At 64.6% G+C, this 25,497-nt stretch carries 21 protein-coding genes; 12 read left to right on the top strand and 9 right to left on the bottom strand.

Annotated features, from left to right (window positions below; genetic code table 11):
* Window positions 1-10 precede the first annotated feature (10 nt).
* Genes CHB96_RS25805 through CHB96_RS25795 form a run of 3 tightly spaced genes read left to right on the top strand, consistent with a single transcriptional unit; the run spans window position 11 to window position 3,066 of the window.
* A complete protein-coding gene (locus tag CHB96_RS25805) occupies window positions 11-718 on the top strand; it encodes an enoyl-CoA hydratase-related protein (protein WP_089251713.1) in 708 nt (235 codons plus the stop codon).
* A 15-nt stretch (window positions 719-733) separates the two neighbouring features.
* Window positions 734-1,906: a M20 family metallopeptidase gene (locus tag CHB96_RS25800; RefSeq protein WP_089251711.1), complete on the top strand. Its 1,173-nt coding sequence runs from the start codon at window positions 734-736 to the stop codon at window positions 1,904-1,906.
* The gene (locus CHB96_RS25795; RefSeq protein WP_089251709.1) at window positions 1,903-3,066 is read left to right on the top strand and encodes a M20 family metallopeptidase; all 1,164 of its coding nucleotides are present in this window, start codon (window positions 1,903-1,905) and stop codon (window positions 3,064-3,066) included. Before CHB96_RS25800 ends, CHB96_RS25795 begins: the two co-directional genes overlap by 4 nt.
* A 55-nt stretch (window positions 3,067-3,121) precedes the next feature.
* Here CHB96_RS25795 and CHB96_RS25790 read toward each other — a convergent pair whose 3' ends face one another.
* A complete protein-coding gene (locus CHB96_RS25790; RefSeq protein ID WP_089251707.1) occupies window positions 3,122-3,583 on the bottom strand; it encodes a gamma-glutamylcyclotransferase family protein in 462 nt (153 codons plus the stop codon).
* Between the two features lie 171 nt (window positions 3,584-3,754).
* Between CHB96_RS25790 and CHB96_RS25785 the strand changes: the two genes are divergently transcribed.
* Both CHB96_RS25785 and CHB96_RS25780 read left to right on the top strand, forming a co-directional pair.
* Window positions 3,755-5,158, top strand: a complete 1,404-nt coding sequence (locus CHB96_RS25785) for an NAD(P)H-quinone dehydrogenase (protein ID WP_089251705.1) — start codon at window positions 3,755-3,757, stop codon at window positions 5,156-5,158.
* Window positions 5,159-5,309: 151 nt separating this feature from the next.
* Window positions 5,310-6,491 carry an aminotransferase-like domain-containing protein gene (locus CHB96_RS25780; protein ID WP_089251703.1) on the top strand — a complete coding sequence of 394 codons (1,182 nt, stop codon included), beginning with the start codon at window positions 5,310-5,312 and terminating at the stop codon, window positions 6,489-6,491.
* Here CHB96_RS25780 and glpK read toward each other — a convergent pair.
* Window positions 6,476-7,981 carry a glycerol kinase GlpK gene (glpK, locus tag CHB96_RS25775; protein WP_089251701.1) on the bottom strand — a complete coding sequence of 502 codons (1,506 nt, stop codon included), beginning with the start codon at window positions 7,979-7,981 and terminating at the stop codon, window positions 6,476-6,478. The two genes, CHB96_RS25780 and glpK, sit on opposite strands and share 16 nt — an antisense overlap.
* Before the next feature lie 150 nt (window positions 7,982-8,131).
* Here glpK and CHB96_RS25770 point away from each other — a divergent pair, with 150 nt between their 5' ends.
* Complete coding sequence (locus tag CHB96_RS25770) at window positions 8,132-9,868, top strand: glycerol-3-phosphate dehydrogenase/oxidase (protein ID WP_089251699.1); 1,737 nt, start codon at window positions 8,132-8,134, stop codon at window positions 9,866-9,868.
* A gap of 4 nt (window positions 9,869-9,872) precedes the next feature.
* Here CHB96_RS25770 and CHB96_RS25765 read toward each other — a convergent pair whose 3' ends face one another.
* Complete coding sequence (locus CHB96_RS25765; RefSeq protein WP_089251697.1) at window positions 9,873-10,415, bottom strand: hypothetical protein; 543 nt, start codon at window positions 10,413-10,415, stop codon at window positions 9,873-9,875.
* 85 nt (window positions 10,416-10,500) lie between these two features.
* On the opposite strand from CHB96_RS25765, the gene CHB96_RS25760 reads away from it, so the two are divergent.
* The gene (locus tag CHB96_RS25760) at window positions 10,501-11,490 is read left to right on the top strand and encodes an FUSC family protein (RefSeq protein WP_089251695.1); all 990 of its coding nucleotides are present in this window, start codon (window positions 10,501-10,503) and stop codon (window positions 11,488-11,490) included.
* A 48-nt stretch (window positions 11,491-11,538) separates the two neighbouring features.
* Here the strand turns inward: CHB96_RS25760 and CHB96_RS25755 are convergent, their stop codons facing one another.
* Window positions 11,539-12,321, bottom strand: a complete 783-nt coding sequence (locus tag CHB96_RS25755; protein WP_089251693.1) for a DNA-formamidopyrimidine glycosylase family protein — start codon at window positions 12,319-12,321, stop codon at window positions 11,539-11,541.
* Between the two features lie 3 nt (window positions 12,322-12,324).
* Window positions 12,325-16,866 carry an ATP-dependent helicase gene (locus tag CHB96_RS25750; RefSeq protein WP_089251692.1) on the bottom strand — a complete coding sequence of 1,514 codons (4,542 nt, stop codon included), beginning with the start codon at window positions 16,864-16,866 and terminating at the stop codon, window positions 12,325-12,327.
* Between the two features lie 75 nt (window positions 16,867-16,941).
* On the opposite strand from CHB96_RS25750, the gene CHB96_RS25745 reads away from it, so the two are divergent.
* From CHB96_RS25745 to CHB96_RS25735, 3 genes are all read left to right on the top strand, one after another.
* Window positions 16,942-17,187: a modification methylase HgiDII gene (locus CHB96_RS25745; protein WP_089251691.1), complete on the top strand. Its 246-nt coding sequence runs from the start codon at window positions 16,942-16,944 to the stop codon at window positions 17,185-17,187.
* 167 nt (window positions 17,188-17,354) lie between these two features.
* On the top strand, window positions 17,355-17,888 hold the full coding sequence (locus tag CHB96_RS25740) for an NfeD family protein (RefSeq protein WP_089251690.1): 534 nt from the start codon (window positions 17,355-17,357) through the stop codon (window positions 17,886-17,888).
* The gene (locus tag CHB96_RS25735) at window positions 17,882-19,435 is read left to right on the top strand and encodes a flotillin family protein (RefSeq protein ID WP_089251688.1); all 1,554 of its coding nucleotides are present in this window, start codon (window positions 17,882-17,884) and stop codon (window positions 19,433-19,435) included. The genes CHB96_RS25740 and CHB96_RS25735 overlap by 7 nt, the downstream gene beginning before the upstream one ends.
* Before the next feature lie 59 nt (window positions 19,436-19,494).
* On the opposite strand, the gene CHB96_RS25730 is transcribed toward CHB96_RS25735, so the two are convergent.
* Window positions 19,495-20,133: a DUF8020 domain-containing protein gene (locus CHB96_RS25730; RefSeq protein ID WP_089251686.1), complete on the bottom strand. Its 639-nt coding sequence runs from the start codon at window positions 20,131-20,133 to the stop codon at window positions 19,495-19,497.
* Window positions 20,134-20,220: 87 nt separating this feature from the next.
* Here CHB96_RS25730 and CHB96_RS25725 point away from each other — a divergent pair, with 87 nt between their 5' ends.
* A complete protein-coding gene (locus CHB96_RS25725) occupies window positions 20,221-20,730 on the top strand; it encodes a DnaJ family domain-containing protein (RefSeq protein ID WP_089251684.1) in 510 nt (169 codons plus the stop codon).
* Here the strand turns inward: CHB96_RS25725 and CHB96_RS25720 are convergent.
* Entirely contained in the window at window positions 20,657-22,147 is a 1,491-nt protein-coding gene (locus CHB96_RS25720) for an NAD-dependent epimerase/dehydratase family protein (protein ID WP_089251682.1), read from the bottom strand. The genes CHB96_RS25725 and CHB96_RS25720 overlap by 74 nt on opposite strands.
* Window positions 22,144-23,373 carry an aminotransferase class I/II-fold pyridoxal phosphate-dependent enzyme gene (locus tag CHB96_RS25715; RefSeq protein ID WP_089251680.1) on the bottom strand — a complete coding sequence of 410 codons (1,230 nt, stop codon included), beginning with the start codon at window positions 23,371-23,373 and terminating at the stop codon, window positions 22,144-22,146. The genes CHB96_RS25720 and CHB96_RS25715 overlap by 4 nt, the downstream gene beginning before the upstream one ends.
* A gap of 325 nt (window positions 23,374-23,698) precedes the next feature.
* Between CHB96_RS25715 and CHB96_RS25710 the strand changes: the two genes are divergently transcribed.
* Window positions 23,699-24,829 carry an acyl-CoA dehydrogenase family protein gene (locus CHB96_RS25710; RefSeq protein WP_089251678.1) on the top strand — a complete coding sequence of 377 codons (1,131 nt, stop codon included), beginning with the start codon at window positions 23,699-23,701 and terminating at the stop codon, window positions 24,827-24,829.
* Window positions 24,830-24,835: 6 nt separating this feature from the next.
* On the opposite strand, the gene CHB96_RS25705 is transcribed toward CHB96_RS25710, so the two are convergent.
* Window positions 24,836-25,453, bottom strand: coding sequence for a ribulose-1,5-bisphosphate carboxylase/oxygenase large subunit (locus tag CHB96_RS25705; RefSeq protein ID WP_089251676.1), 618 nt, complete (start codon window positions 25,451-25,453; stop codon window positions 24,836-24,838).
* Between the last annotated feature and the right edge of the window lie 44 nt (window positions 25,454-25,497).

Raw genomic sequence — 25,497 nt, 5'->3', positions numbered from 1 at the left:
TATCCGGAACATGCCATATCTCGAACGCGACGGCGACGTGCACGTCCTCTTTCTCGGTACGAAGGATTCCACCGAGGACACGGAGAACCGCTTTCACCCCGACTGGATCGACACCGTGCATGCGCTGCTCGACGAGGTCGAGTCGTTCACCGGGCCGTCGGCGTTGGTCACGTCGGCGACCGGCAAGTTCTTCACCAACGGTCTCGACACCGACTGGGTGTTCGCGAACCTCGACAAGATCACGTCGTACCTCGACCGCGTGCACACCCTGTACACGCGTCTGCTGACATTTCCGATGGCGACCGTCGCGGCCGTTCAGGGGCACGCGTTCGGTGCAGGTGCCATGCTCGCGACCGCACACGACTTCCGTGTCGTCCGCGGTGATCGAGGCTTCTACTGCCTGCCCGAGGTGAACCTGAACATGCCGTTCACGGTCGGTATGTCGGCGCTCGTCACGAGCAGACTGCCGAAGCAGGTCGCCATCGAGGCGATGACCACCGGTAAGCGGTACGGGGGAGTCGACGCCGTTGCCGCGGGAATCGCCGACGCCGTCGCCGACGCGGATCAGGTGCTGCCGGAGGCTGTTCGCCGTGCGGCCGCGGTCACGAGCACCCGCGGGCCGAACCTCGCGGGCATCAAGCGCGGCATCCACTCCGACGTCCTGGCTGCCCTGAACACCCCGACGGACGAGAGCAACTTCAGCTTCGGAAGCCAGTAGTGACAGACTGGATCGGTGATCGATGAGACCGATGCAGGTGTGCACAGCGCTGCAGGCGACCTGATAGAGCTCTCGCACTCGATTCATTCCGAGCCGGAGTTGGCGTTCGACGAGCATCGAAGTGCCGCCAAGGTGATCGACCTCCTGCGGTCGCGCGATTTCGAGATCGAGACCGGTGTCGCAGGCATGCCGACCGCGTTCAGCGCCACCTACGGCGCTGGTGAGCTGGTCGTCGGGATCTGCGCGGAGTACGACGCGTTGCCGGAGATCGGTCATGCCTGCGGGCACAACATCATCGCGGCGTCTGCCGCCGGTGCAGCACTTGCGCTGGCACCCGTCGCCGACGAGCTCGGTATCACGATTCGTGTACTGGGCACGCCTGCCGAGGAGACCGGCGGCGGCAAGGTCCTGATGCTCGAACGAGGAGTGTTCGACGGCATCGCCGCGGCGATCATGGTCCATCCAGGCCCGTTCGACATCGTCGGCGCGACGTCCTTGGCTCTGTCGGACATCGCAGTGTCGTACACCGGACGCGCGGCGCACGCGTCGGCTGCTCCTGAGTGGGGAATCAACGCGGCCGACGCCGTCACCGTGAGTCAGGTGGCAATCGGTCTGCTGCGCCAGCATCTGTCGCCCGGGCAGCAACTGCATGGCATCGTCAGCGACGGCGGCCTCGCGCCGAACATCGTCCCCGGTCATGCCGAGTTGCTGTACTACCTGCGTGCCACGACGTCGGAGTCGCTCGAGAAGCTCACGTCCAAGGCATATGCATGTTTCGAGGCCGGAGCGATCGCGACCGGCTGCACGCACGAGATTCGAACGGTCTCACCGACCTACTCGGAACTGACACCCGATCCGTGGCTCTCGGCCGCCTACCGCCGCGAAGCAGAGTCGATCGGCCGCACACCGCTGGCACCCGAGTTGGAAGGATTCCGCCCTCTGGGCAGTACGGACATGGGAAACGTGACGAATGTTCTACCCGGCATACACCCGATCATCGGACTCGATTCCGGTGGTGCCGTGACGCATCAACCGGAGTTCGCGGCCGCGTGCGTCACCGCGTCGGCCGACGCCGCCGTTCTCGATGGTGCTCGCTTGCTCGCACGAACGACGGTACGCGCGGCGTCGGACGCCGACGTGCGCGCGCGTTTGCTGGGTGGCGTCGACTCACGGGCGGCTCGGCGATGACCGAGAATTTCGCGCTCGTCGACAAGTGGATTCTCGAGCACGCCGACGACCTGTCGCAGTGGCGACGCCACATCCACGCGAATCCCGAACTGGCGCATCGGGAATTCGCGACGACGGCGTTCGTCGTCGAACAGCTCGAGGCCGCCGGATTGTCGCCGAAGCCGTTGCCCGGGGGTACGGGACTGATCTGCGACATCGGTCCCGACGGCCCTCGCATCGGTCTGCGCGCGGACATGGATGCACTGCCGTTGCAGGAATTCACCGGTGCCGCTTACTCGTCGACCGTTCCTGGTATCTCGCACGCCTGTGGCCACGACGCGCATACGACGGTGCTGCTCGGTACCGCACTCGCGTTGGCCGCGCTGCCCGACCTGCCGTTCGGAGTACGCCTGATCTTCCAGCCGGCCGAGGAGGTCATGCCGGGAGGCGCGTTGGACGTCGTCGCGGCGGGTGCTTTGAACGGTGTCAGCAAGATCTTCGCGCTGCACTGCGATCCGCGGCTCGAGGTCGGCAAGGTGGGAGTGCGCGTCGGCGCGATCACGTCGGCTGCGGACACCGTCGAGCTTCGGTTGGACTCGCCGGGAGGGCACACGTCACGGCCGCACCTGACGACCGACCTGGTGTACGCACTCGGCACGGTGATCACCGGATTGCCGGGCATGCTGAGTCGTCGCATCGATCCCCGGACGAGCACGGTCATGGTGTGGGGCGCGGTCGTCGCAGGTCAGGCGCCCAACGCGATCCCGCAGACCGGCATGCTCACCGGAACCGTGCGCACCGGTGACCACGACACGTGGGCATTGCTCGAACCCATGGTCCGCGAAATCGTGACGGGGTTGCTTGCGCCGACCGGGGTTCAGTTCGAATTGCATTACCGACGCGGCGTGCCACCGGTCGTCAACGACGAAGCCGTGACGCGCGTGTTCGAGAAGGCGATCCATCGCGTCGGGCCCGCAGCGTTGGCCGACACCGCGCAATCCGGTGGGGGAGAAGACTTCTCGTGGTATCTGGAGGAAGTTCCTGGCGCCATGGCACGGCTGGGAGTGTGGTCCGGAAACGGCCCGCAGCTCGATATCCACCAGCCGACGTTCGACCTCGACGAGCGAGCGCTCGCCGTCGGAGTCAAAGTGATGACGAGTATCGCGCTCGATCCGACGTAGGGGGCTTCGCCCATGTGCACGGAGATACATAGCCCGCTATGTATTTCCGTGCACATCAGGTAGTGCCGGGACCCACGTTTCGGCTGTTCCTGGTCCGCAGTCCGCGCACGTAGTCGGCGGGCGCACCGGCGATCTCGGCGGCGTCGGCCATCACACCCAGGTAGCGCGCCGACGGCAGACCGCCCTCGTAAGCGTCGAGCACGTACAGCCACGCCAGCACCGGACCGTCCTCGGTGTCGATACGCAGGCGAACCTTGCGGTGAATTCCGAGCTCGGAACCCTCCCAGCGGTCGAGGCGCTCCTCGTCCTCGACGGGAACGTCGTACAACACGACGAAGACCTTCGAATCGGCATCCTCGACGACGGTGGCCAGAGCGCCTTCCCATCCGATGTCGCCTCCGCCGAACGTCAGCCGCCACCCGTGCAGCCACCCGGTTCCCGAGATCGGCGAATGCGGGCAACGCTGCAACATCTGCTCCGGATGCATGTTGGATCCGTAAGCGGCATAGATCGGCACGTCGGCAAGCCTAAACCGTCGGGTCGTCCGTTCATGCGTCGGAAGCCCCGAACGTGGCGTTTCGGCAGGTCGAGAGCAAGTGAAGTAATCCTTACCGATGCGAAGGCATGTCGACTGGAATAGGTTTGGGGCACCAACGCTCGACATCGTCTCCCACAAGGAAGAGGCTCAATGACCCGGATCGTGATCATCGGTGGCGGACCCGCGGGGTACGAGGCCGCACTGGTGGCAGCGCAACACGGGGGAACTGTCACTCTCGTCGATTCGGAAGGGGTCGGCGGCGCCTGCGTCCTGTGGGACTGTGTGCCGTCGAAGACCTTCATCGCGTCGACCGGCATCAGGACGGAGATGCGTCGCGCGACCGATCTCGGCATCGCGCTCGATCCGTCGAAGGCAGCCATCGCGCTTCCGCAGATCCACGAGCGCGTGAAGAGCCTCGCTCAGGCTCAGTCGGCGGACATCGCCGCACGGGTGCGCTCGGTCGGAGTCGAACTGATCTCCGGACGCGCCGAAATGATCGACAGTCAGGTCGGAATGGCAGCACACCAGGTGCGCGCGACGCTCGCCGACGGCAGCGAGCGCATCCTGAACGCAGACGTCGTGCTGATCTCGACGGGTGCGAGTCCGCGCATCCTGAAGGGCGCCGAGCCCGACGGTGAGCGCATCCTGAACTGGCGTCAGCTGTACGACCTGGACGCTCTGCCCGAGCATCTGATCGTCGTCGGTTCCGGCGTCACCGGTGCCGAGTTCGTGTCGGCGTACACCGAGATGGGCGTCAAGGTGACGGCCGTGTCGAGCCGCGACCGCGTGCTTCCGCACGAGGACGAAGACGCAGCTCTCGTGCTCGAAGAGGCGTTCAACGAGCGCGGTGTGACGCTGGTCAAGCACGCGCGCGCCGAGTCCGTCCAGCGCACCGACACCGGTGTTCTGGTCACGCTGGCCGACGGCCGTACCGTCGAGGGCAGCCACGCGCTGATGACGGTCGGGTCGGTGCCGAACACGTCGGGCCTCGGTCTCGAGAAGGTCGGCATCGAACTCGATCGGGGCGGCTACCTACGCGTCGACCGCGTTTCGCGTACGTCCGTGTCCGGCATCTACGCCGCAGGTGACTGCACCGGTCTGCTGCCGCTCGCGTCGGTCGCTGCGATGCAGGGCCGTATCGCGATGTATCACGCACTGGGAGAAGGCGTCACGCCCATCAAGCTCAAGACGGTCGCGTCGGCGGTCTTCACGCGCCCCGAGATCGCGTCGGTCGGCGTCAGTCAGTCCGCGATCGACAAGGGCGAGGTTCCTGCCCGGACGGTCATGCTGCCGCTCAGCACCAACCCGCGTGCCAAGATGTCCGGCCTCAAGCGTGGTTTCGTCAAGATCTTCTGCCGTCCCGCTACCGGAGTGGTCATCGGCGGTGTCGTCGTCGCGCCGACGGCTTCGGAACTGATTCTGCCGATCGCCATGGCCGTGCAGAACAACCTGTCGGTGAACGATCTGGCCGCCACGTTCTCGGTGTACCCGTCGCTGACGGGGTCGATCACCGAGGCCGCGCGTCAGCTCATGCGTCACGACGACTTGGACTGACGTTCCACGGTTCCCACATCATGGGAACGAAGTTTCATGGAATGGATTTCTCTGTCATAGTGGAGTGAGCCGACCACCATCCGGCTCACTCCACGCCCCAGACGATCCTCGGGTAGCTCTCACATCCGTATGTCGTCGCTGGGAGATTCTCATGACTGCAACAATTCCGTCGCTGGCCCGTCGTCTCGACTCCGTGCAGAGTTCGGCGATCCGTGACCTGCTCGCTCTTACTGCGCGCGAGGACGTCATCAGTCTCGCGGGCGGGCTCCCTGCCGCGGAACTCATTCCAGCGCAACGTGTTCGGGAAGCAGCAGCCGCCGTGTTGTCCGAATCCAGTGCTGTTCAATACGGCGAGACACCGGGATGGCGAGGCCTGCGGGAAGTCATCGCCGCACGCGAATCCGCCTCTCTCCGGCGCACTGTCGATCCGGCCGAGGTCGTCGTCACGCACGGATCGCAGCAGGCCCTGACCTTGGTGGCGCAGGCCCTGGTGGACCCGGGTGCCGTTGTCGTCGTCGACGAGCCGGCGTACACCGGTGCGCTGCAAGTGTTCTCGATCGCCGGTGCAGAAATCCACGCACTTCCCATCGCCGACGACGGTATGAACACGGGCGAACTCGAACAACGATTGCGCGACGGCCTGAGGCCGGCTCTCGTCCATACCGTCTCGAACTTTCACAACCCGCGCGGTGTCACGCTGTCCGACGTCAAGCGCCGTCATCTCGCCGAATTGGCCGCCCGATACGGCTTCTGGATTCTCGAGGACGACCCGTACGGCGAAATCTGGTTCGACGCGCCGCCCCCGAAGCCGATCGCAGCGCACTCGGATCGGGTCATCAGGCTGTCGAGTGCGTCGAAGATCCTGGCACCGGCGCTGCGAGTCGGCTGGATGGTCGCGCCGAAGAGAGTGTGCGACGCCGTGGAACTGCTCAAGCAAGGTGCCGACCTGTGCGGTTCGTCGATGACGCAGCAGATGACGGCGAACTTGCTGTCCGACGACGCCTGGCTCGAAGTGCATGTGGACGGTCTGCGGGCCGAGTACGGCCTGCGTGCAGACGCGCTGCGCGGCGCCCTCGATGCCCGGTTCGGTGACAGGATTTCGGTCTCACCGGCAGACGGAGGGATGTTCGTGTGGCTGACCTTCCACGACGGCACGGATACCACCGCGATGCTTCCGAAGGCCCTGGACAACGGCGTCGCCTTCGTGCCCGGTCGGGCGTTCGCGGACACGGCCGAGCATGCGGGAGCGGCGAGGTTGTGCTTCGCCAGCTCACCACCCGCAATGCTGGAAACCGCTGTCTCTCGGCTGTATTCGGCTCACACGCTGTCGTAGGTACGTTCGACCGCTCGGTTCCACGTGGCGTACATCTCCTCGCGTACGTCGGCGTCGAGATCGGGTTCCCACGTCTTGTCGGCAGTCCAGTTCGCGCGAATGTCGTCCTCGCCGCTCCAATAGCCGACGGCCAGACCCGCGGCGTAGGCAGCGCCGAGCGCGGTGGTCTCGTTGACTTCGGGCCGCACGACAGGCACACCGAGCACGTCCGACTGGAACTGCATGAGCAGCTCGTTGACGACCATGCCGCCGTCGACCTTGAGGGTGGTCAGCTCCACGTCCGAGTCGGCGCGCATCGCGTCGATCACTTCACGCGTCTGAAAAGCTGTGGCCTCCAAAGCAGCTCGCGCGATGTGTCCCTTGTTCGCGAAGCGTGTCAGTCCGGAGACGACGCCGCGGGCGTCGGGCCGCCAGCGCGGCGCGAACAGGCCGGAGAACGCGGGAACGAAGTAGACACCTCCGTTGTCGTCGACGGTGCCCGCCAGTTCCTCGATGTCCGCCGCGTCGCGGATGATGCCGAGGTTGTCGCGGAGCCACTGCACGAGCGAGCCGGTGACCGCGACTGATCCTTCCAGTGCGTAGACGGTGTCGGCGTCGCCCAGTTTGTAGCACACGGTGGTCAGCAGTCCGTGCTCGCTGCGCACCGGTGTCGTTCCGGTGTTGAGCAGCAGGAAGTTTCCGGTTCCGTACGTGTTCTTGGCCTCGCCCGGAGACAGGCACGCCTGCCCGAACGTCGCGGCCTGCTGATCGCCCAGAATCCCCGAAATGGGCACTCCGGCAAGAACACCCCGTCGCCTCACCTCTGCATAGACCTCGGACGACGTCTTGATCTCCGGCAACATCGACGTCGGAATGCCGAAATCGGCGCAGATGTCCTCACGCCATTGCAGCGTCTCGATGTCCATCAACATCGTGCGCGACGCGTTCGTCACGTCGGTGATGTGGATGCCGCCGTCGGTACCGCCGGTCAGGTTCCACAGCACCCACGAGTCCATCGTGCCGAAGCACAGTTCACCGGCTTCGGCGCGCTCGCGTGCACCGTCGACGTTGTCGAGGATCCAGCGGACCTTGGGGCCGGAGAAGTACGTGGACAGTGGCAGGCCTGTGATGGCCTGGTAGCGGTCCGCGCCCTGGTCGCCTGCCAGTTCCTTGCACAGTTGATCGGTTCGGGTGTCCTGCCACACGATGGCGTTGTACACCGGTTTCCCGGTGCTGCGATCCCACACCAACGCGGTCTCGCGCTGGTTGGTGATGCCGACGGCGGCGATGTCCTGCGCCTTGACGTCGGCGTTGCCCAGCGCTGCGCCGACGACCTCGCGCACATTGACCCATATCTCCTCGGCATCGTGCTCCACCCAGCCTGCACGCGGAAAGATCTGCCGGTGCTCCTTCTGGGCCGATCCGACGGGCTTCCCGTCATGCCCGAAGATGATGCACCTGCTCGAAGTGGTTCCTTGGTCGATCGATGCGATGAAGGTGGTGGACGTCACCAAAGCTCCCTTGTTCGGCCGGATCTGTGACTTTTCGATCGCGCGGGTATACGTGACGAACGGTAGCCTTGCTGTGCATCTTGGAAAAGAGTGGGCGATGGTAGAAAAGCACGCCTGCTGAGAAACCGACGGCGACACGGGAGCGAGTTCTTGAGCAACAAGTCGAAGACCACATCCCTGGGGCCGCACGCACGCGAGAAGGCGTGGGAGCAGCTCGGGTCCGAGCAATTCGACGTCGTTGTCGTCGGTGGTGGTGTCGTCGGCGCGGGTGCGGCACTCGATGCGGCGACGCGTGGCCTCAAGGTCGCCCTCGTCGAGGCGCGTGACTTCGCCTCCGGCACGTCGAGTCGGTCGTCGAAGATGTTCCACGGGGGTCTGCGCTACCTCGAGCAGCTCGAATTCGGTTTGGTCCGTGAGGCTCTCCACGAACGTGAACTGTCGTTGTCGACTCTCGCGCCCCATCTGGTCAAGCCTCTGAAATTCCTGTTCCCGCTGACGCATCGTGTCTGGGAGCGTCCGTACATCGCGTCGGGAATTTTCCTGTACGACAGAATGGGCGGCGCCAAGTCCGTTCCGGCGCAGAAGCACCTGACACGATCCGGCGCGCTGCGCATGGCTCCTGGCATGAAACGCAAGTCGTTGATCGGCGGAATTCGCTACTACGACACCGTCGTCGACGACGCCAGACACACGATGACCGTCGCGCGGACCGCGGCACAGTACGGGGCCGTCGTGCGCACGTCGACGCAGGTCGTCGGCTTCCTGCGTGAAGCGGATCGGGTATCGGGCGTCCGTGTTCGTGATTCCGAGAGCGGCGCGACGACCGAGGTGCGTGGCCACGTCGTCATCAACGCGACGGGTGTGTGGACGGACGAGATCCAGGCATTGTCGTCGCAGCGGGGCAGGTTCCGTGTACGCGCGTCGAAAGGCGTTCACATCGTCGTTCCGCGCGACCGCATCGTCAGCGAGGCCGCGATCATTCTGCGCACCGAGAAGTCGGTGCTGTTCATCATTCCGTGGGGCGCTCACTGGATCATCGGCACCACCGACACCGATTGGAAGCTCGACCTCGCGCATCCGGCCGCGACCAAAGCCGACATCGACTACATCCTCGGCGAGGTCAACACCGTCCTGGTGACGCCGTTGACCCACGAGGACATCGACGGCGTCTACGCCGGATTGCGTCCGTTGCTGGCTGGGGAGAGCGACGAGACGTCGAAACTGTCCCGCGAGCACGCGGTCGCCAGAGTTGCGCCGGGGCTCGTCGCCATCGCAGGCGGCAAGTACACGACGTACCGCGTCATGGCGAAGGATGCTGTCGATCTCGCGTCCGACGACATTCCCGCGCGGGTCGCGTCGTCGATCACCGAGAAGGTGCCACTGCTGGGCGCCGACGGCTACTTCGCCCTCGTCAATCAGACCCATCATCTTGCCGAGAAGTACGGCCTGCACCCGTATCGCGTCACACACCTCCTCGATCGCTACGGCGCCCTCATCGACGAGGTGCTCACGCTGGCGGCCGACAAGCCCTACCTTCTGCAGCCCATCACCGACGCACCCAGCTATCTGCAGGTCGAGGCCGTGTACGCGGCGGCGGCGGAAGGTGCGTTGCATCTCGAGGACATCTTGTCGCGTCGTACACGCATTTCGATCGAGTACTCGCACCGCGGCGTCAACTGTGCGGGGCAGGTCGCGGCGTTGGTGGCCCCGATACTCGGATGGAGCGCCGCCGATGTCGACCGTGAGGTGGAGACGTACGCCGCGCGTGTCGAGGCCGAGGTGAAATCACAGATGCAACCCGACGACGAGTCGGCCGATGCACTGCGCGTCGTAGCGCCCGAGGCGCGGCAGGAAATCTTGGAACCGGTGCAGCCCGGTAAGGCCTGAGTGGTCAGTGCGTCAGCACGATCTTGATGAACACGATGATCGCTGCGGCGCCGGCCAGCGCGATCGAGCCGAAGAGCGTTCCACGAGTGGGCTTTTCGCCGCGTAGACGACCGATGACGAAATTGGTCGACGCGATGCGTCCGATGATGATCACCTCGGCGGCGATCTGACCGATGGCGGGATCGAGCAAGCCCCACCAGCCGATCGCGAGCAGTCCGGCGGGCAGAACTGTCGCACTGAGGATCGGTACCGAATCGCGTAGCTGTTCGAGGCGCTGACTGCGCGACAGGTGACTTCCTGTGCGCACGGACTCGCCGACACTTTCGGCGAAAGCATGTGCGACGAAGGTCGACAGACCGGTGCCGACGACGATCGCGAGGCCCTGGAAGGTGTGCTGCTCGGGTGTGGTGAGGGGGATCAGCGCCGCGAGGATCAGGATGTTGCCGTAGACATAGGCGCTGATCCGGCTCGCGGTGTTGGTGGGGTCGAGTGGCTCGTTCCGCGATAACAGTGGGCGGTGCAGCAGATCTCGCAGGTTCGGCGTCATGCTGTGGAAGCCTAACTGCCCGGCCCACGCTCTCACCCGAAAAGAATGACGACGGTTGGCCTCTCGCCGTCTTAGCGTGTTGCGGGTGACGGGTCTGCGCTGGGAGTGGAACTCCGCGGCGCTCGGGCTCGTGTACGCCCTGCCGGCATCGGTGGTGGCCTACTCCGATGTGTCCCGGGGCGCGGCGTTCGCGGTCGGGGTGATTCCGGCGGCGATCGTGGGGTTGGCGCCGACGCGGCGAGGTCGGCTTCGCATCGCAGCCCTCGGCGTGCTGACCGGTGTGCCGCTGTTGATCGGGTCGCTGGTCTCCGCGGTCCCGTGGCTCGCGGTCGCCACGGTGTTTCTGCTGTCCCTCGGTGCCGTTCTGTTGGCACGCGCCGTACCGGCCGGAGCGATCGCTCTTGTGTTGCCGCTGCCGATGGTGGCCGTCGGACTCAGTTACGGCGATCTGTCCACGAGCCTCGAACTCGCTGGACTGCTCGTGGCAGGCTCCGCGTATGCAGCGCTCGTGTCGTTGCTGTGGCCGACGCATGACGCCATCCCCGCTGTACCGAGCGAACCACCGACGATCGACTACGGCGTCCGCCTCGGCGCCGCGGCGGCGATAGCAGCCGGTGTGGGATTCGTGTTCGATCTGGAGCACGTCGGATGGGCTACAGCAGCAGTGTTGCTCGTCATGAGACCCGGTAGCGAGCAGACGACGTTGCGGACCGTCGGGCGAGTGGCATCCGTGTTCGTCGGCGCGGGCGCTGCCGTCGTTCTCGTCGGCACCGATGCGGATGCCTGGGTCTTGTCGGCGGCGATCGCGGCGTGCGTTGCAGGCGCGGCCGCGACTCACGCCAGTCGTTGGTACGTCACGTCCGCGTTCACGACGTTCCTCGCGTTGCTGTTGCTGCTCTCGCCTGCACCGGAGGACGCAGGCTTTCGATTCACCGAACGGCTGACAGAGACTGCAGTGGGAGTCGGTCTTGCGTGGTTGTTCGGAGTGGGATTGCCTGCTGTTCTCGGGTTCGGACCAGAGACCTCGGAGCCCGCGCCGCCAGCGGCCCCGAAGCGGCCATCACGACCAGAGTGAGTATCGCCAAGAAGATCATGCTTCGATCCTGACGGCCGAAGCTGTGGATCAGCTGGGACCGGGCTGGCAATACGGGCAGTAATAGATCTGGCGCTCCTCCAGGGGATTGTCACCCAGCAGACCGAATTCGACGGTAGTGCCACATCGCCTGCACGGCTTTCCCTCACGTCCGTACACCCAGAAGTGGCGCCCCGCGCGTCGGTCGCCAGTGGTGACCCTCTGGTTGCGGTCCTTGTTGGCGACGATGGTTCGGTAGGAGAGGTCGACGAATTTACCGATGTCGCCGGCCTCGCGGACCGGAGTCCTCGGGTCGACGCCTCGCAGAAAACAGATCTCGTTTCGATAGACGTTCCCGAGTCCGGCGAGGTTCCGTTGATCGAGCAACGCAAGACCGACTGCCCGATCGGGGTCCGAGGACAGATTGTTTACGGCAACGCGCGCGTCCCAGTCGGCTCCGAGCAGATCGGGTCCGAGGTATCCGACGGCATCGTCCTCGTTCTCGAGGATCTCGAGTACTCCGAGTTCGAACCCGACTGCAGCCGAATCAGCGGTCTCGAGAACCGCGCGTGCCTTGAACGCGGGCTTTCTCCACTTCTCGCCGCGAGCGTAGACCTGCCAGGTGCCTTCCATCTTCAGGTGGCTGTGAATGGAGTACCCGGCCACCCGAATGAGCAGGTGCTTGCCCCTCGATGCCACCGAGTCGACCGTCTTCCCGGTGAAATCGACTGTGGCATAACGGGGTACGCGAATATCGCAGCGCGTGAGGACTTTGCCCTCCAATGCTGCGCGTAGCCGGTTGGCAGCGCGATAGACGGTGTCGCCTTCGGGCATCGTTTATCCCCGCAGCCTGAGTCCGCGCGGCGTCGCGGAGAATCCGGCAGCGACGAGAGTTCTCGAGAACGCGGTCCCGTGAATGTCGTTGCCGTCGACGCGTTCGACGAGCAATTTCTCGACGCCACCGCGTTTCACCGTCGCAGCCAAAGCGTGTGCGGCCGTCGCAGTGACCTCGTCGTCGTCGGAGAACGTCAGCACGGTCTTGCCGCCGCGCTCGACGAACAGGACGAGCTCGCCCTCGTGCAGTACGACGAGAGCGCCCGCCTTTCGCCCGGGGCGGTGCCGAGGTGTGTCGACGTCGTCGTCGGGTTTGGGCCACGGCAGTGCGGCACCGTACGGGTTGGCCGGATCGCATGCGGCCAGGACGACGGCGCCTGTCTTTTCGCGCTCGTCGTAGGTCCGCAACCGGTCGACGACCTCCGACGTCGAGAACTGCGCGCCGCCGAGCGAGTCGACGAAGTACCCGCGTCGGCTCCTGCCCGAGTCCTCGAACGTGGTCAGCACCTTGTACATCGTCGCGAAGCCGCCCGGGACGCCCTCGTTCATGACCGAGCCTCGGGTAACGACGCCGTAGCGTTCGAGCAGTACATCGGCGGTGGCATGTGCGCGGATGGTCGGATCCGGTTCGAGTTCGGGAAGCCTCGACCACCGACCGCCTGCTGTCGGCGGCCCGCTGCGGGTGGGGAGCGTCGGACGTTCGTAACGACGGTACGACCTGAGCCGGGGTGTGCGACGCGGTGCGCGGTGACTCGGCGCGGACCGCGTCGTGGCATTGAGCAGTGCACGCAGAGGGGCGAAAGTGTCGTTGCTGAGTTGCCCGGCCCACACCAGCTCCCACAGCGCGGCGACGAGACTGTCGTCGTCGGTGCTCCCGACGGTATCGGACAGCTGGCGGAAGAAGTAGGCACCGCCTGCAGCGACCGCGTCGAGTACTCGCAGCTGTAGATCCGACAGGTCGGCCTCGGCGGGCGGGGCTAAAGTCAGGGGAGCGGTGTCCGCCATGTGCAGACACACCCAGCCGTCCTTCGATGTGATGGAGCCCTGCCCGGACCACACCACCTCTCCGGTGGACGTGAGCTCGTCGAGCATCGCAGGTGAGTAGTCGCGCACGCGCGACGACAGAACGAGCGGTTCCCACGCCGACGCCGGGATCGGAACACCGGCTAGCTGCTCGACGACCGACGCCACGCCGTCGATACCGCTGAGCTGGCGGCTGTCCACGTGTTGCCACGCAGGCAGGAATCGTCCGAGCGTGGCGGTTCCGACAGGTTCGACTTCCTGACGGGCGGCCGCCAGAGACCGTCGGCGGAGCCTGCGCAGCACCTCGGCGTCGCACCATTCGCTGCCTGTCTTCTCGGGCCGGAACTCGCCCTCGATGACACGTTTGTCGGCGCCCAGGGTCGCGAGAACTCCGCGGGCCACCGCAGGGCCGATACCGAATCTGGCTGCCAGATCGTCGACGGAGAACGGGCCGTGCGTGCGCGCGTAGCGGCTGATCAGGTCGGTCATCGGGTCGTCGACCGGTTCGATGAACGCGTTCGGTGTCCCGATGGGCAGCGGTACGCCCAATGCGTCGCGCAAGCGGCTGGCATCCTCGATCGCCGCCCACCATGTCCGGCCGGCGTAGGAGACTTCCAATGCTCTTCTGGCCGAGACCAATTCGTCGAGCCATTGCTGAGACTCGTCGCCGTGGGTCCGAGCCGCGACCTCGTCCGCCGTCAGTGGGCCGAGCATCCTCAGAAGATCGGCGACGCCTTCGATGTCCTTCGCGAAACGATCCGGAATCAACCGTTGGAGTTCGAGTTCGGTTGTGTCGATGACGGATTGATCGAGCAGCTCCCGCAGTTCGACGCGTCCGAGCAACTCGGCGAGCAACGCAGAATCCAGTGACAATGCCTGCGCGCGGCGTTCGGCGAGCGGACTGTCGCCCTCGTACATGAATGCGCCGACGTAGTTGAACAGCAGCGAGTTCGCGAACGGTGACGGAGACGGTGTCTCCACCTCGACGATGCGGATCTGGCGGCGACCGATCTGCGCGAGAATCTCCTCGAGCGCGGGCAGGTCGTAGACGTCCTGCAGGCATTCACGCACGGTCTCGAGCAGGATGGGAAACGACGGGTACTTGCGCGCGACGTCGAGGAGCTGAGACGCGCGCTGCCTCTGCTGCCACAACGGCGCACGCTTGCCCGGGTTACGCCGGGGGAGAAGCAGTGCGCGAGCGGCACATTCGCGGAAGCGAGACGCGAACAATGCCGAGCCGCCGACCTGTTCGGTGACGATGTCGGCGATCTCGTCCTTTTCGAACACGAAGAGATCCGCGCCGGGCGGGTTGTCCTCGGTGTCGGGCAGTCGGACGATGATGCCGTCGTCGGATGCAGTGGGTGCCGCGTCGATGCCGAACCGTTCGATCAGCCGCGCGCCGATCGCGAGCGCCCACGGCGCGTGTACCTGCTGGCCGTAGGGCGAGTGCAGTACGAGCCGCCAGTCGCCGAGCTCGTCGCGGAACCGTTCGACGATCATCGTTCGGTCCGTGGGCAACTGGCCCGTGGTGTCCTTCTGCTCGTCGAGCAGCGCGATGAGATTGTTCACCGCGTACGGGTCGAGCCCGTCCTGACCTAGGCGCTCCGGCAACCCTTCGCGTTCGGACGTGCTGCGGAGGAATTCGCCGAGTGCACGCCCGAGTTCGGCCGGACGGCCGAGACCGTCGCCGTGCCAGAACGGCAACCGGCCCGGTTGACCGTAGGCGGGACTGACCAGCACACGGTCGTGCGTGATCTCTTCGATTCGCCAACTGGTCGCGCCGAGGGCGAACACGTCACCGACTCGGGACTCGTAGACCATCTCCTCGTCGAGTTCGCCTACACGAGAGGCTTTCTCGCCGACCATGTAGACCGTGAACAGGCCACGATCGGGAATCGATCCGCCGGATGTCACGGCCAAACGCTGCGCGCCCGGCCGGCCGGTGAGAGTGTTCGCGTCGCGATCCCAGACGAGCCGGGGCCGAAGTTCGGCGAACTCGTCGGACGGGTAGCGGCCGGACAGCAGGTCGAGGGTCGACTCGTACGCCGACCTCGGCAGTGTCGCGAAGCTTCCGGTGCGACGAACCGCGTCGAACCAGTCATGAGCGTCGATCGGTTCGAGCGCACACGCCGCGACGGTCTGCTGGGCGAGAATGTCCAACGGATTGGCAGGAACGAACAGTGCTTCGATCTTGCCCGTCGTCATACGTTCGACCGTGACCGCACAATGGATCAGGTCGGTGCGGTGCTTGGGGAACAGCACGCCCTTCGATATCTCGCCGACCTGGTGACCGGCACGCCCGACGCGCTGAAGCCCGCTGGCGACGGACGGCGGAGCTTCGACCTGTATGACGAGATCGACTGCGCCCATGTCGATTCCGAGCTCCAGGCTACTGGTGGCGACGACGCATCGCAGACGCCCGGTCTTGAGGTCGTCCTCGATCAAGGCGCGTTGATCTTTGCTGACGCTGCCGTGGTGGGCGCGGGCGAGCAGTGCTTCGGCGCCATGGTTGACCTCACCGGAACTGCCGAGCAGCGATGCTGGACCGTGCGTGGTGTCGACGCCGTCTCCGAGACGTTCGGTGTATACCTCGTTGAGCCGGGCCGTCAGACGCTCCGACAGGCGTCGAGAATTGGCGAAGACGATGCACGACTTGTGGTCCAGGATGAGATCGACGATCTTCTCCTCGACATGCGGCCAGATGGATCCCTGCTGCGGCGGCGCCGACGCGTCCCCGTCGGCCGCCTCGGTGACCCCCAGCTCGGTCATGTCCTCGACCGGGACCTGAACCGTCAGATCGAACGTCTTGGGCGCGGGCGGTGCGACGATCTCGATGGGTGCGGATCCGGTGAGGAAGCGACCGACTTCTTCGTGTGGCCGGACCGTCGCCGACAGGCCGATCCGCTGTGCCGGCTTCGGCAACATCAGATCGAGGCGTTCCAACGACAGCGCCAGGTGAGATCCACGTTTGGTGCCTGCGACGGCATGGACCTCGTCGACGATGACGGTGTCGACGAGGGACAGCGATTCCCGCGCCGCCGACGTAAGCATCAGGAACAGCGACTCCGGGGTGGTGATCAGGATGTCCGGCGGTGTCTTGATCATGGCCCGACGGTCGGCCGGGGTGGTGTCGCCGGACCTGACACCCACCGAGATGTCCGGAGGTTCGAGGCCGAGGCGCTTGGCTGTCTGCGTGATGCCGACCAGCGGAGCGCGCAGGTTGCGCTCGACGTCCACGGCCAGCGCCTTCAGCGGCGAGATGTACAGAACCTTGGTTTTGCGTTCGGCCTCGGTGTCGCGCGTGGCCAGCTGATCGATCGACCACAGGAACGCCGACAGCGTCTTGCCCGAACCCGTCGGAGCGACGACCAGCGTGTGCTTTCCGCTGGAAATGGCATCCCATGCTCCGGCCTGCGCGGACGTGGGGCTCTCGAAGGCGCCGGCGAACCACTCCTGAGTGGGCGCAGAAAACCGCGCGAGCGCTGCGCTCGCGTCTGGTGCAGAACTCGATTTCCGGGCCACCCGACCATGATGCCCCGAGGCACCGACAAACAATCCCGGTGTGTCGATCGGTCGCCTAGCGGGTAGGCGTCATCGATGACCGACGACCAAGAGATCATGCAGAAGATCACGGCGAAACTCGACGCTCGGCTCGGCCGTCAGACCGAGGGCCTGCAGAACGAGGTTCCGCCCGGCGACAGTATCCAGCAGGACGACGGTGAACGCGGTCCGCTGGGCCGTGACTATCACTTGGCCGCGAAGTATTCGCAGGCCCTGGCCATCGGAGAGCCGCAGCTCGTCGACCGTGCTGAGTTCGACCGCCTCGTCGCCGAATACGGCTGAGTTCCGGGGCTACTCACGACGCCTCCGTTCGCTTACAACGCACGCCAGCGTTGTACGCGAGCGGAGGTGTTGTAAGACAAGCAAGATCACGAAACGAGACCGATTTCCCCGTTCCCTGCGAAAACCCTTTACTATTCGATGGGTCGAAACGGGAGCGGGGTTTTTGTGTGCTGACAGTGTTCATCGTCTGCTTCGTCGTCGGCATCGTCGGTCTACTGGGAACATTCACGGTCGGTGAAATCTCGGACTTCGGGTCCGGTCATGGTGAGGGCCTTCCGTTTCTGTCGTTGACGACTGTCGCGACGGCAGCGTTCGGCTTCGGCGCAGGTGGTTGGATCACGGCCGCGTTGTCTTCGTCCGACTTGGCCGCGTCGGCGGTCGGCGCAGCACTCGCAGTGGTCCTCGTCATCTCGACGCGAGGCCTCCTCATCCCGTACATGCTTCGCCAGCAAGACAATTCACACATTTCTCGTACGTCCTACATCGGTCTTCTCGGTACCGTCACCCTTCCTGTCGATGCGGAGGGGTGGGGTGAAGTGTCGTTCGCAGACGCGGAGGGCAACCGGGTCGGGGCACGCGCGATCAGCTCGCAGGGCACGTCGTTGGCTCGCGGCATCACGGTCTACATCGCCGATGTGGACGACACCTATCTGCACGTCGTCCCGGTGGGCGACGCGATTCGAGGACTCGATACATGCTGACTTCCATAGTGATCGGCGTCGTGGTGGCGTTGATCGTGTTCGTCGTCATACCCACGGTCTACGTGAAGAACTACATCAAGGTGCCGCCCAACGAAGTTGCGGTGTTCACCGGACGCGGCAAGCCGAAAGTGGTGCGCGGCGGAGCGCGGTTCAAGATTCCGGGCATCGAGCGTGTCGACATCATGTCGCTCGAACCGTTCAACATCAGTATCAATCTGCAGAATGCGCTGTCCAACGACGGCGTGCCCGTGAATGTCGAAGCCGTCGGATTGGTTCGCATCGGGTCGGCCGACGAGGCCGTTCAGACTGCGGTGCAACGCTTTCTGACGTCGGACCTGATCGAACTGCAGCGCCAGATCAACGACATACTCGCAGGAAGCCTTCGAGGCATCACCGCGACGATGACCGTCGAAGATCTGAACTCCAACCGAGACACGTTGGCGCGCAGTGTGATCGACGAGGCCGGTAACGATCTCGCCCGCATCGGCATGGAGGTCGATGTCATCAAGATCGCGGGAATCTCGGACAAGAACGGCTACCTGGAGTCGCTGGGTCAGCGGCGCATCGCAGAAGTGAAGCGCGATGCTGCGGTCGGCACGGCCGACGCCGAACGCGACGCTCAGATTCGATCGGCCAAGGCACGACAGGAAGGGTCCGTCGCGCAGGCGGAGGCCGACACCGCCATCGCAACGGCGAATCAGCGTCGTGACGTCGAACTGGCCCGTCTGCGTGCCCAGACGGAAGCGGAGAACGCCGAAGCGGACCAGGCCGGTCCGCTTGCTCAGGCAACCGCGGAGAAAGCGGTCGGTATCGCTCGCGAGCAGGCCGAAGCAGCGCGGGTCGAAGCGCGGACCGAGGTCGAGCGCAGGCGCTCGCAGCAAGCCGAGGCTGCTCTGCAAGCAGATGTGATCGCTCCGGCGGAGGCCGAACGGCAAGCGGCGATCGCACGTGCCGAGGGTGAGCGTCGGGCAGCAATTCTCCGCGCCGAGGCGCAGGCGGAATCGGCGCGTCAATCGGGCGCGGCACAAGCGGATTCGCGCAAGCTCGTCGCCGACGCGGTTCGTTCGGAGCAGCAGGCCGACGCCGACGGTCTGCGGGCGAAGCTCGAGGCGGAGGCAGAGGGCCGTAAGGTCGCGGCCGATGCGCTGCGCGCCGAGCAGCAGGCCGAGGCAGACGGTCTACGGGCCAAGCTGGAAGCCGAGGCCGCGGGCAAGCGTCAGATTGCCGAGGCGCTCAACTCCTACACCCCGCAGGCAGCAAGGCTGCTGACCCTGCCCGACGTCTTGGCCGCACTCGTCGAGGCCACGGAGGCGGCAGCGAAACCGGTCGGCGACATCGACCGAATCTCCATCATCGGAGGGTCCGACGGCGCACAGGGGTCGATCGGGTCGCTTCTGGGAATCAGCCCGCAGGTCATCGCCGGAGTCATCGAGACTCTGGAGAGCTCGGGCGTGAACGTCACGAGCCTGCTCAACAACCTCGACGGCAACTCCGACACCGTTCCGGCCCGTTCCAACGGTGAGGCCAAGCCCGAACCTGCACTCTGAGCCCGCCCCTCGTGAGTGTTTATGTATAGGTGGCTATACATAAACACTCACGAGGGGGTCTAAGGCTGACCCGTGAAGTAGTCGAACGCCGCCGACTGCAGCGGGTACCCGCCGGTGTTGATCAACCCGATGACCCCGCCGGCTGCTGCGCCGACGAGAACCCCCGGGATGCAGCCGACGAACACGCCGACGACACAGCCGATCACCAATCCGATTCCTGCGCCGATGGCCGCGCTGACCCCTGCACCGAACGACGCCTTGTTCAGCTCGTCGAGGAATCGTGTCTGCGAGTTCACATCGGTGACGGGCAGAGTCGAACGAGCGACTTGGGTGGCCAGCGCAGGGTCGGTCTCCGGCGTGAGCGTCAACCGCCTGTCGTCGAGACCGATGAGCGGTGCGATGGAGAATTCCTGGTCCCCGACGCGGTATGCGAGCGGGATGGTGGCGATGGAGGCTCCTGCGGCGTCGATCACCTCGACGGTGTTGCTGGTGCCGTCGAGCCGGAACGTACCTGTGTCCAGAATGGTCGTCACACCGGTTCCGTCTGCGGTGGTGGTGGTGCTGTAGCCGACGCCTTGATCCTGGCCCGACACCAGTGGTGGCGTCGGATCGGCGTGAGCGGTTCCTGCCGCTATTCCCAGGGCAGCGATGCCGATCACGGCAATCGTGCTCGTTCTGGCAAATCGAGCCAACTTCATGAGACTCCCCGTGTCCGATGTAGCGATCGAAGTAACGCGAACGCGAGCACTGTAACGGGAATCGGTCGTTTCCGGCATCATGATGCTGTGACGGAACGAAAGAAGTACGGCGTCACCTTCGAGTCCTTCGTCGACAAACAGATTCGAGAAGCGCAGGAGCAAGGTGCGTTCGAGAACCTGGAGGGCGCCGGGAAGCCGATTCCGAAGGGAACCGGCCCGAACGACGAGCTGTGGTGGATCAAGGGTTATCTGAAGCGGGAGAACCTGTCCACCGACGCGCTGCTGCCCGAGTCGTTGCAGCTCCGCAAGGAAATCGAGAAGCTACCGGCGACTCTGATCGAGATGCGGTTCGAGGAGTCCGTGCGCTTACATCTGCAGGATCTGAACGTGCGCATCGTCGCGTGGATTCGCATGCCCTCACCGCCGTTGATCCCGATCGCGGCGGTCGACGTCGAAGAGTGGGTAGCGCAGTGGCGGACCAACAGGGCCGCGGCCGACGAGCACACTCGAGCAACCCGGACAATTACTTCCGAGACCCCGCTGCCGAAGATCCACCCGAGCTGGTGGCAGCGCGTGCGTGGCCTGTTCGGGCGATGACGTCGTCCACCGTCCGAGCCTGAAGGTACGTGGTCGTCGAGACCTTTCCTCGCGTGCGTCGAGGGGTCAGCGGGTCCTCGGAATTCGAACGCAGACCCTCGATGTCGACCACCGACAACGGTGATCCGAACGTGCGACGTGCGAACGAGGTGGCTTCGGCGACGGCGGCGTCGAACTGCGTCTGGTCGACGCGTCCACGCGGGCCGGTGCTGAGACCGTGCCCCGGCGGATCGACGAGTACGACGCTGTAGCCGCGATCGTTCACCTCGCGGGCCAATGGCGTCAGATATCGAGCATGAAGCCCGGGACGCGCAGGCATGACGACTGCGCCCGCCTGCGAACCTCGGTGCACCTCGAGGTGCACGCTTCCGGTCGTGGTGCGTACCTGAACGTGCTCACCGGCGGCGACGCCGACGACTGCCGTCGCAGGTTCCAACGCGGCCTCGCAGGCATCATGGCTCGTGAGTGCGAATTCGGACTGCAGAATCGGTCGTCCCTGCAGCAGTACCATGATCGCCGCGCATTCCTGCGACGTCAGTGTCGGCGTCCATCCCGTCTTCTCGTGCAGGGCAGTCGAATCGACGACGGGTTCGCCCGCGGTCACCCATTGCCCGGAGAACGGTGTGAGGCCAAGGCGAAAGGCGACGTTCGCGGCTCGGATTGCAGGTCCCTCCGGCACGTCGAACAGCCACTGCCCCTGCATCTTCGCGAGTTCGCGCACGCGGGTCCAGTCCTGCGGTCCCACGTTGAACGGCCCGACGAGGTCCTGCTTCACGGCCCGGTGGAAGGCGTCCGCGAGATCACGCTGGTGCAAGAACTGGTACGACGCCCGATCGGCCTGCGGGAACGCACCGATCTTGCCGGTGAACTGGTCGATCCCGTCGTTGGAGAAGTCGGGCCCGATGATGTACGTCGGACGAAGCATGCTGACGGCCATCTCGCCGGGATGCCGTCGTAGCCACCACTCCGCGTAGTGCTCGACCTCGGCCTTGTCGTGGAAGTAGTACCGGTCGGGATCTCCTGCAGGATAATCGTTCTCGGTCAGCGGCTCGTCGTGAAGCTCGGCACCGTACGCGTTGATGCTCGACGCGATGACGAACCGTCGCACGCCTGCCCGATACGCCGAGTCCAACACGTTGCGTGACCCGCGCTGGTTGATGTCGTGAGTCTCACGCTTGTCCCGAAGTTCCTCGACGATGAACGCCAGATGCACGACGACGTCGCATCCTCGAAAGATGTTCTCCAACTCCGGAGATCGAATGTCCGACCGGACGGAACGCAACTTCGGGTGTGTGAGAGAGACGTCCCGACGTGCCACCCCGATCACCGATTCGACCTCGTCGTCCGCGAGCAGAGCCGGGAGGATCGCCTTGGCGAAATCGCTGGTCGCACCTGTCACCGCGACACGAAGCGTCACGACGGCAGCTCCGCAACCGTTTCTGCAATGGTCGAGATCGCGGTCCGAATCTGGTCGTCGGTGTGCGACGCCATGGTGCACAGGCGAAGCAACGCACCGTTGCGAGGGACCGCAGGGTGCAGCGCGGCACTGGTGAAGATGCCCTTGTCGAACAGCTTGCGCCACAAGTCCATCGCGACGAGATCGTCGCCGATGTGCAACGACACGATCGGCGACGCAGTGTCGCCACCGGGTATCGGTGAACGTTTGCCGACATCGAGTCCTTCGGCCACCAGCCCGCTGCGGAGTGCTTCCGCGTTCGCGAGCACTCGGCTGGCACGCTGGCGGCCTTCCTCGCTCCGGATGAGCCGGATCGACGCGAGCGATGCACCTACTGCGGCAGGTACTCCCGACGTCGTGAAGAGGAAGGCGCGGGCATGAATGCGCAACGTGTCGAGTAGGTCGTTCGATCCTGCGATGAATCCGCCGGTCGAACTCGGACTCTTCGACAGCGAGGCCATGCGGATGTCGGTGTCGTTCGCGGTCCCGAACAGTTCGACGGCACCGGTGAGCTGCTCGCCGTAGATGCCGAGACTGTGCGCCTCGTCGACCATCAGTGCGGCGCCGTATCGGGTGCATAAGGCAGTGATCTCGCCCAGAGGCGCAAGGTCGCCTTCCATCGAATACAACCCGTCGACGATGACGAGGACTGCGCCGTCCCCGTCCACGGGCTTGCGCAGCTGCTCTTCGAGATCCTGCAGATCGTTGTGTGCGAACTTACGAATCTCGGCGCCGGACAGCAGGCTTCCGTCACGGATCGACGCATGCGCTGCCGAGTCGACCACGATGACGTCCTGCTTGCCGACGACGGCACTGATCGTGCCCACGTTCGTCTGGTAGCCGGTGGTGAACACCATGGCGCCCTCGGTGCCGTGCCATTCGGCGATCTCGTTCTCGAGTTCGAGGTGCAGGTCCATCGTTCCGTTGAGCAGTCGGCTACCGGTCACTGCGGACCCGAACGTGTCCAGAGCGTCGCGGGCGGCGTTCTTGATGTCGGGGTGGTCCGCGAGGCCCAGATAGTTGTTGGAGCCCAACATGATCTTGTCGTGGCCTTCGACCTGAACCACGGGTGCTGTGGCCGATTCCATGACACGGAAGTACGGGCTGACGTCGGCTTCACGGACGGAACGCAGCAGCTCGACGCGGTCGTCCCCGTCGAGCCTCTTGATCAATCGATTTACGGTCATCTTTATCCCTGGTCTCCTAGGGCGTCGGGGGTGCACGGAAAAATTCGATTGCGGTATTCGACGGTCGTGAACTCATTGGTTTATTCGGTGCGAGGCGGTGGTTCGGATGGGTCGACCGCCGAACCGAGTTCCGTGTTTCCTGTTTTCGCTGCTCGAAACCCACGAATATTCGAAAACAAACCGAGAACCTGATTCTCGCGGGTGAAAAATAATCAAAGTTCGGATGTTTCAGCTGGTAGGGGTGCGGGTAGTCCGCGGTTCGGTCGCGAATTCGATTCACCCACAGTCCGTTCAGCCATGCCGATTCACGTGTCGAAGGAGAAACATGACTGCATTGATGGTTCGAGAACGCGAAACTCTGGAGAAGTATCTTCCCGGATTACTGGATTATCTGGACAAAACGCCTTTGGCTGATCTGGAGAGCCGAGACGGTAAAGCTATTGCCAAATTTCGTGAATTCGGCGGCACCGCACTGATCGTCCCCAAAGACCTGGGAGGTCTCGGCGCGTCGGCGGTCGATGCCGTGCGGGCGCAGCGTGCCATCGGATCTCGCTCACCGTCACTCGGCGCGGCAACGACCATGCACCACCTCTCGATCGCGTCGCTCAACGAATTCGCGCAAGGAGCATCCGACGACGACCGCGCGCTCATCGCATCGCTCGTCGAGCAGAAGGCTGTCATCGCATCCGGGTTCTCGGAAGGAAATCCCGGTGGAAGCGTCTTCATCCCGACGATGAAAGCGAAGAAGCAAGGGGACATCTTCGTCATCAACGGCAGCAAGAAGCCGTGTAGCTTGTCGGGTTCGATGGATTTGCTCACTGCCAGTGTGGAAGTCGAGGGCGTGGGTGAGAAGGACGGTGAACGTGCGGTCGCGCTGATTCCCGCCAATCTCGACGGATTGTCCGTCACGCAGTTCTGGGACACGGACATCCTGGCCGGGGCGCAGAGCGACGAGGTGAAGCTCGAGAACGTCGAGGTACCAGCCGATTTCGTACTGCTCAACAGTGACGACGACCCCGACGGCATCCACGAGATGACGGGCTATCTCTGGTTCGGCATGTTGATCACGGCCAACTATCTCGGCGCCGCCACCATTCTGCTCGAGAAGCTTCTTGCTGCGGACAAGGGTGATTACGAGGGATACACCCGCGCTGCAGCGGATATCGAGAACAGCATGGCGGCACTCGAAGGCATCGCGTGGGCGTTCGACTCGGGCGAGCGCGGCCAGGATCTGTCGGCTCGACTGTTGTTCTGCCGCATCGCAATTCGCGACGCGCTGGTTCGGGCGAGTTCGGCGGCGATGGAATCGTTGGGCGGGATGGGTTTCATCAAGTCTCCCGACGTCGGTTATCTCGCGGCCGCGATACAGGCCTACGCGTTCCATCCGCCGTCGAGGCGCTCGATTTCGGAGACGCTCGCCAAGTACCACGGCGGCGACGACTTCGCCTTCGTGTGAACGGGGCTACTTGTCCTCTTCCTCGTCCGCGAGCTTTTCCTCGCCACGGTTGCGGAAGAACTTGAAGCCCGGGATGCCGATGACGGCGCGTCGGACATCCTTTGTGACAGCGAGCAATTCGTGGATCTCGGGGGAGACGGTATCGAGGGTCGCCAGGATGGGGATGACCGCCTCCATGTGTTTCACGAGGCCAGGCAGCTGGTCGACCATCTCGATGGCGGCGTCGACCTCGTCCTCGGACAGGTGGTCGACGAATTTCTGCGCGAACGGCGCGGACTTCTGTGCGATGGGGTCGAACAATTCGACCAGTTCCAGAGCGGTCGCCGAGGTCTTCGATGCCGATCCGACGACGTCGTCGGCTGCGCGAGTGGTCGCGGCAGCGCCGTTCACGACGACATCGACTCTGTCTATGACGCCTTCGGTTCGATCGATCAGGCGCTGCGCGGCGTCGACGACCGCATCGATCCGTGCGACGAGCACGGCTGCTTCGTCGAGGAGGGCGTTGATTCGACCCGGTAGTTCGAGTGCGAATATCGCGGAATCGCGCGCCCAGCGCACGCCCGAACTGACGACACCCACAGCGAAGGAATCGGGAAGTCGCACACCTGCAAGCACCAGTGCCATTCCACGACTCTGCCACAGGGCCACTGACCGTCCACCGCCAACCG

It is taken from the genome of Rhodococcoides kyotonense, assembly GCF_900188125.1.
In the GTDB taxonomy this organism is placed as follows: Bacteria; Actinomycetota; Actinomycetes; order Mycobacteriales; family Mycobacteriaceae; genus Rhodococcoides; species Rhodococcoides kyotonense.
Note: the sequence above shows the minus strand (reverse complement) of the source record. Positions and strands in the feature narration are given on the sequence as shown.